Raw genomic sequence first — 6661 nt, 5'->3', positions numbered from 1 at the left:
CGGCGCGCGGGACGACGACGGCCCCGGCCCCACACGCGGCGGACGCGGCGGGACCGGGGCCGGAGCCGGTCGGGACGGGGGTCAGGCCGTCTCGGTGATCGGCCGGTCCACCCAGGACATGAGACCACGCAGCTTGGTCCCGGTCTCCTCGATCGGGTGCTGCTCGCCCTGCTGCTGGAGCCTGCGGAAGTTGGGCCGGTCGGCCTCGTCCTCGGCGACCCACTCGCGGGCGAACGTGCCGTCCTGGATCTCGGCCAGCACGGCCTTCATGTTCTCCTTCACCTCCGGCCCGATCACGCGGGGACCGCGGGTGAGGTCGCCGTACTCGGCGGTGTCGGAGATGGAGTACCGCATCCGCGCGATCCCGCCCTCGTACATCAGGTCCACGATGAGCTTCAACTCGTGCAGGACCTCGAAGTAGGCGATCTCCGGGGCGTAACCGGCCTCGGTGAGCACCTCGAAACCGGTCTGCACGAGCGCGGAGGTCCCGCCGCACAGGACGGACTGCTCACCGAACAGGTCCGTCTCGGTCTCCTCGGTGAACGTCGTCCGGATGACACCGGCACGGGCCCCGCCGATCGCGGCGGCGTAGGACAGCGCGAGCGCCTGCCCGTTGCCGCTCGGGTCCTGCTCGACGGCGATCAGGCAGGGCACACCCTTGCCGTCGAGGAACTGCCTGCGCACCAGGTGGCCCGGCCCCTTGGGCGCCACCATCGCGACGTCCACGTCGGCGGGCGGCTTGATCAGCCCGTAGCGGATGTTGAAGCCGTGCCCGAAGAACAACGCGTCGCCCGCGGACAGGTTCGGCTCGATGTCCTCGGTGTAGATCGCGCGCTGCTTGGTGTCCGGGGTGAGGATCATGATGAGGTCGGCCTCGCGGGCCGCCTCGGCGGGCGTGGTCACCCGCAGGCCCTCCTCCTCGGCCTTGGCGCGGGACTTCGACCCCTCGGGCAGGCCGATGCGGACGTCCACACCGGAGTCCCGCAGGCTCAGGGCGTGGGCGTGGCCCTGGCTGCCGTAGCCGATCACGGCCACGGTGCGGTCCTGGATGATACCGAGGTCCGCGTCGGCCTCGTAGAAGATCTCGACTGACATGAGGGGTGGTACTTCCTTTCGGTGTTGACAGGAAAGCTCGGTGGTAACGGGAGAGCTCGGTGTTGACGGGACACGCGGCGGAGGCGGGATGCCCGCGCGGACGTCAGCGCGTCGCGCCCGCCGTGATGGACCGTGCGCCGCGCCCGACGGCGACCATGCCCGACTGCACCAGCTCGCGCACCCCGTAGGGTTCGAGCATCCGCAGCAGCGCATTGATCTTGTCGCTGGTGCCGGTGGCCTCGATCGTGACGGCCTCCGGAGAGACGTCGACGACCTTGGCGCGGAACAGTTGCACGGTCTCCAGCACCTGGCTGCGCACGGTGGCGTCGGCCCGGACCTTCACCAGCAGCAGTTCGCGCTGGACGGAGCTGTCCGGGTCGAGTTCGACGATCTTGATGACGTTGACCAGCTTGTTGAGCTGCTTCGTCACCTGTTCGAGTGGAAGTTCCTCGACGGCGACCACGATCGTCATGCGGGACACCTCGGGATTCTCCGTGGGTCCCACGGCCAGCGACTCGATGTTGAAGCCACGGCGGGAGAACAGTCCCGAGACCCGCGCGAGCACGCCGGGAACATTCTCCACCAGGACACTCAAGGTATGATTGGTCATGGGCGTTTCCGCTCCCTTCGTCCCTCAGTCCACGGAAACGCCCATGAGCCACCGAGGGGCTGTGCCCATGGGAGCGCCTCCTCTCTCCGGTCGTCAGCACTCACAGGCGTTTCCGCTCCCTTCGTCCCTCAGTCCACGGAAACGCCCGTGAGGCACGAGCGCTCTGTGTCCATGGGAGCGCTTCCTCCCTCCGGTCGTCAGCACTCATCGGTCGGACACCTCGTCGTCGTCGAACAGCGGGCGGATGCCGCGTGCGGCCATGATCTCGTCGTTGCCGGTGCCCGCCGCCACCATCGGCCACACCTGGGCGTCCTTGCCGACGACGAAGTCGATCACGACGGGGCGGTCGTTGATCTCCATCGCCCGGCCGAGCACCTCGTCCACGCCGTCCTTCGTCTCGCACCGGAGTCCCGCACAGCCCATGGCCTCCGCCATGAGGGCGAAGTCGGGGATGCGGTGCCGGTGGCTGCCGAGGTCGGTGTTCGAGTAGCGCTCGGCGTAGAAGAGATTCTGCCACTGGCGCACCATGCCGAGGTTGCCGTTGTTGATGACGGCCACCTTGATCGGCACTCCCTCGATCGCGCAGGTGGCCAGCTCCTGGTTCGTCATCTGGAAGCAGCCGTCCCCGTCGATGGCCCAGACCTGCCGGTCCGGGTACGCGAGCTGGGCGCCCATCGCGGCGGGCACCGCGAAGCCCATCGTGCCGAGCCCACCCGAGTTGATCCAGGTACCGGGCCGCTCGTAGCGGATGAACTGCGCCGCCCACATCTGGTGCTGGCCCACCCCCGCCGCGTAGAGCGCGTCGGGACCGGCCAGCTCCCCGATCCGCTCGATGACGTACTGCGGCGCGAGGGTGCCGTCCTCCGGCCAGTCGTACCCGGCGGGGAAGGTGTCCCGCCACGAGTCGAGCTGGGTCCACCACGGGCCGAGGTCCTCGGAGCCGTTCTCGTCGGTCTCCGACCGCACCGCCTCGACCAGATCGCCGATGATCTCCGCGCAGTCCCCGACGATCGGCACGTCGGCCTTGCGGTTCTTCGAGATCTCCGCCGGATCGATGTCCGCGTGCACCACGGTCGCCTCGGGCGCGAACGAGTCGAGCCTGCCGGTCACCCGGTCGTCGAACCGCGCACCGAGCGCGACGATCAGATCCGCCCGCTGCATCGACGCCACGGCGGCCACCGAGCCGTGCATCCCCGGCATGCCGAGGTGCTGTGCGTGCGAGTCGGGGAACGCACCCCGCGCCATGAGGGTGGTCACCACGGGGATGCCGGTCCGTTCCGCGAGTTCACGCAGCTTCTCGGTGGCGCGCGCCTTGACCACGCCGCCGCCGACGTAGAACACCGGCCGCGGGGACCGCGCCATCAGCCGCGCGGCCTCGCGCACCTGCTTGCCGTGCGGGCGCAGGGTCGGCCGGTAGCCGGGCAGGCCGGTCTCGGGCGGCCACGCGAACGACGTCGTCTCCTGGAGCACGTCCTTCGGGATGTCGACCAGCACCGGCCCGGGGCGGCCCGAGTTGGCCAGGTGGAACGCCTCGGCGATCACCTTCGGGATGTCGGCCGGGTCGGTGACCAGGAAGTTGTGCTTGGTGATCGGCATCGTGATACCGCAGATGTCGGCTTCCTGGAAGGCATCGGTGCCGATCAGCGCGCGCGTCTGCTGCCCCGTGATGGCCACCACCGGCACGGAGTCCATGTTGGCGTCGGCCAGCGGCGTCACCAGGTTGGTCGCCCCGGGGCCGGAGGTGGCCATGCACACCCCGGTCTCCCCGGTGGCCTGGGCGTACCCGGTCGCGGCGTGACCCGCGCCCTGTTCGTGCCGCACCAGGACGTGCCGCACCTTCGTCGAGTCCAGCAGCGGGTCGTAGGCGGGGAGGATGGTGCCGCCCGGAATGCCGAACACCACGTCGACACCGACCGATTCGAGCGAGCGCACGAGCGACTGCGCGCCGGTCAACCGCACGGGCGTGCCTGCGGGCGGTCCGGGCTTCGGTCGTGCTGGTGACGGGCCGGGCGACGCCGCGGAGGGTGTCGACCCGGCGTTCGGTTCCGATCGCGAGGTGGCGCTGGTCATCGGTTCTCGCCTCATGGTCGTGGATGGGTGTTGTCGGTGCTGCTTTCCGGGCTGTGCCGAGATCGTTCCCGCGTCCCGGCGCCGCCGCGCATGAAAAAACCCCCGCCGACCACGGATGGTCGCACGAGGGTCGCGCGTCGACGCAGAGTTGACTCCCTACGCGACGCGCGAAGGAAGTACGAGAATGAGCTGCGGTGTCACGGCGTCGACGTTAATCGCCCCCGGAGATCAGTGTCAACTGAGCGGGACGGTGATCCCGGATACTGGACCGACCGGTCTTCGCCGGCGCCCCGGTTCCCCCATCGGCCGCTGTGCGGGGCATCATCGGGGTGTGGTGGTGAAACGGGCGAGGGACAGCCAGGACGAGACGCCGGTCGCCGGGCGGGACGACCTCCCGTCCACGAACGGGGGACAGAGCCCGGACGGGGACGGGGCGACGGACGGCGACCGGGGTGCCGGCACCGGCACCGACCCCGGCACGGGAGGCGGTTCCGGCAGGCGCGCCGTCTTCCGCACGCCCGCGCCCGCGCTGCTGGTGGTGTTCCTGCTGCTGGTGTGCATGCTGCCGGTCGCGTTCGCCCTCCCGGGGCTCCAGCTGCTGCTGCTCGTCCCGCTCGGGCTGGCGGTCTGGATCCTGCGCAACCGCACCACCGCCACCCGCGACGGCCTGTCCGTCCGCACCGTGTCGGGCACCCGCGAGCTGCCGTGGGACGGGATCCGGGGCCTGTCCCTCACCCCGAAGTCCTCGGTCGGTGCGGTGCTGGTCGACGGGACCACCGTGCCCCTGCCGGGCGTGCGCACCCGCCACCTCCCGGTGATCGCCCTGGTGAGTGAGGGTCGACTGCCGGACCCCTCCGGTGTGCTCGACCGCGCGAACGGGACCGGCTCCCATGATGCGGACGACACCGGCGACACCGACGACACCGGCGACAGCGGAGCCTCCGGGACACCCGACGAGCACACCGACCCGGGTCCCGCCACCGGGGACGACGGGAGGGACGGGCATCGCACGTCCGGGTAGCCATCCGATCACCCGCCCGGGGGCGGGCGTAGTCTCTGCCTCATGCCTGCACTGCGTTCCCGTACCACGACCCACGGCCGCAACGCCGCGGGAGCACGCTCCCTGTGGCGCGCGACCGGCATGACCGACAGCGACTTCGGCAAGCCCATCGTGGCGATCGCCAACTCGTACACGCAGTTCGTGCCGGGGCACGTCCATCTCAAGGACCTCGGCGACATCGTCGCCGACGGCGTGCGGGAGGCGGGCGGCGTGCCCCGCGAGTTCCACACCATCGCGGTGGACGACGGCATCGCCATGGGGCACAGCGGGATGCTGTACTCGCTGCCGTCGCGGGAGATCATCGCCGACTCGGTGGAGTACATGACCAACGCCCACCAGGCGGACGCGCTGGTGTGCATCTCGAACTGCGACAAGATCACGCCGGGCATGCTCAACGCCGCGATGCGGCTGAACATCCCCACCGTGTTCGTCTCGGGCGGGCCGATGGAGGCGGGCAAGGCCGTCGTCGTCGACGGGGTCGCCCACGCGCCGACGGATCTGATCACCACGATCGCGGCGTCGGCCAGTTCCGAGGTCGACGACGAGGGGCTGTCCGAGGTCGAGCGCTCGGCGTGCCCGACGTGCGGATCCTGCTCGGGTATGTTCACCGCGAACTCGATGAACTGTCTCACCGAGGCGCTGGGGCTGTCGCTGCCCGGTAACGGCTCGACGCTGGCCACGCACGCGGCGCGCAGGCAGCTGTTCACCGACGCGGGCACGACCGTGGTGGACCTGGCCCGGCGCTGGTACGGCGACGACGACGGGACGGCGCTCCCGCGTGCGATCGCGAACGAGCGCGCGTTCGCCAACGCGATGGCGCTCGACATGGCGATGGGCGGCTCGACGAACACCGTCCTGCACATCCTCGCCGCCGCACGGGAGGGTGAGATCGCGTTCACCCTCGACGACATCGAGGACATCGGCCGCCGGGTGCCGTGTCTGTCCAAGGTGGCCCCGAACTCGAACTACCACATGGAGGACGTCCACCGGGCCGGTGGCATCCCGGCGATCCTCGGGGAACTGCACCGGGGCGGCTTCCTGCACACCGACGTCCACGCGATCCACGCGCCGTCGCTGACCGCGTGGCTGTCCGAATGGGACGTCCGTGGCGGCACCGCGTCGGAGCGCGCACGGGAGCTCTTCCACGCCGCCCCCGGCGGGGTGCGCACGACCGAGGCGTTCTCCACCACGAACCGGTGGTCGTCGCTGGACACCGACGCCGCGGACGGCTGCGTCCGGGACACCGCGCACGCCTACACCGCCCGCGGCGGGCTCACCGTGCTGCGCGGCAACCTGGCCGAGCACGGCGCGATCATCAAGTCGGCGGGGATCGACGAGGAACTGTTCCGGTTCCGCGGGCCCGCCCGCGTCGTGGAGAGCCAGGAGGAGGCGGTCTCGGCGATCCTGGACCGGCAGATCCGGCCGGGCGACGTCGTGGTGGTGCGCTACGAGGGCCCCTCCGGCGGGCCGGGAATGCAGGAGATGCTGCACCCGACCGCCTTCCTCAAGGGCGCGGGCCTGGGCCGGGAATGCGCGCTGATCACGGACGGGCGGTTTTCCGGCGGGACGTCCGGCCTGTCGGTCGGCCACATCTCCCCCGAGGCCGCCGCGGGCGGGGCGATCGCGCTCGTGGAGGACGGGGACGAGATCGTCATCGACGTGCACGAGGGCAGGCTCTCGGTGCTCGTCGACGACGAGGTGCTCGCCGAGCGGCGGGCGAAGATGGACGCCTCGGAACGGCCGTGGCAGCCCGCCCGGCGGGAGCGGCCGGTCACCGGCGCGCTGCGCGCCTACGCCCGGATGGCCACCTCCGCCGACACCGGGGC

The 6661-nt window shown here is 70.9% G+C and carries 5 protein-coding genes; 2 read left to right on the top strand and 3 right to left on the bottom strand.

What is annotated here, in order from left to right; genetic code table 11:
* Positions 1 to 81 precede the first annotated feature (81 nt).
* The 3 genes from ilvC to SACHA_RS0116085 form a co-directional block, all read right to left on the bottom strand.
* Entirely contained in the window at positions 82 to 1095 is a 1014-nt protein-coding gene (gene ilvC / locus SACHA_RS0116095; RefSeq protein WP_019811379.1) for a ketol-acid reductoisomerase, read from the bottom strand.
* A 103-nt stretch (positions 1096 to 1198) separates the two neighbouring features.
* Positions 1199 to 1705 carry an acetolactate synthase small subunit gene (gene ilvN, locus SACHA_RS0116090; RefSeq protein WP_007024732.1) on the bottom strand — a complete coding sequence of 169 codons (507 nt, stop codon included), beginning with the start codon at positions 1703 to 1705 and terminating at the stop codon, positions 1199 to 1201.
* A gap of 204 nt (positions 1706 to 1909) precedes the next feature.
* Entirely contained in the window at positions 1910 to 3664 is a 1755-nt protein-coding gene (locus SACHA_RS0116085; protein WP_019811375.1) for an acetolactate synthase large subunit, read from the bottom strand.
* 448 nt (positions 3665 to 4112) lie between these two features.
* On the opposite strand from SACHA_RS0116085, the gene SACHA_RS0116080 reads away from it, so the two are divergent.
* Positions 4113 to 4796, top strand: coding sequence for a PH domain-containing protein (locus tag SACHA_RS0116080; RefSeq protein WP_019811373.1), 684 nt, complete (start codon positions 4113 to 4115; stop codon positions 4794 to 4796).
* 42 nt (positions 4797 to 4838) lie between these two features.
* On the top strand, positions 4839 to 6661 hold a 1823-nt coding region (gene ilvD / locus SACHA_RS0116075), incomplete at its 3' end, for a dihydroxy-acid dehydratase (protein ID WP_028663254.1).

The organism is Saccharomonospora halophila 8 (assembly GCF_000383775.1).
Taxonomy (GTDB): domain Bacteria; phylum Actinomycetota; class Actinomycetes; order Mycobacteriales; family Pseudonocardiaceae; genus Saccharomonospora; species Saccharomonospora halophila.
Note: the sequence above shows the minus strand (reverse complement) of the source record. Positions and strands in the feature narration are given on the sequence as shown.

Coding starts and splice junctions, on each gene's coding strand:
- ilvC (WP_019811379.1), bottom strand. CDS start 1,095: ATGTCAGTCGAGATCTTCTACGAGGCCGACGCGGACCTCGGTATCATC.
- ilvN (WP_007024732.1), bottom strand. CDS start 1,705: ATGACCAATCATACCTTGAGTGTCCTGGTGGAGAATGTTCCCGGCGTG.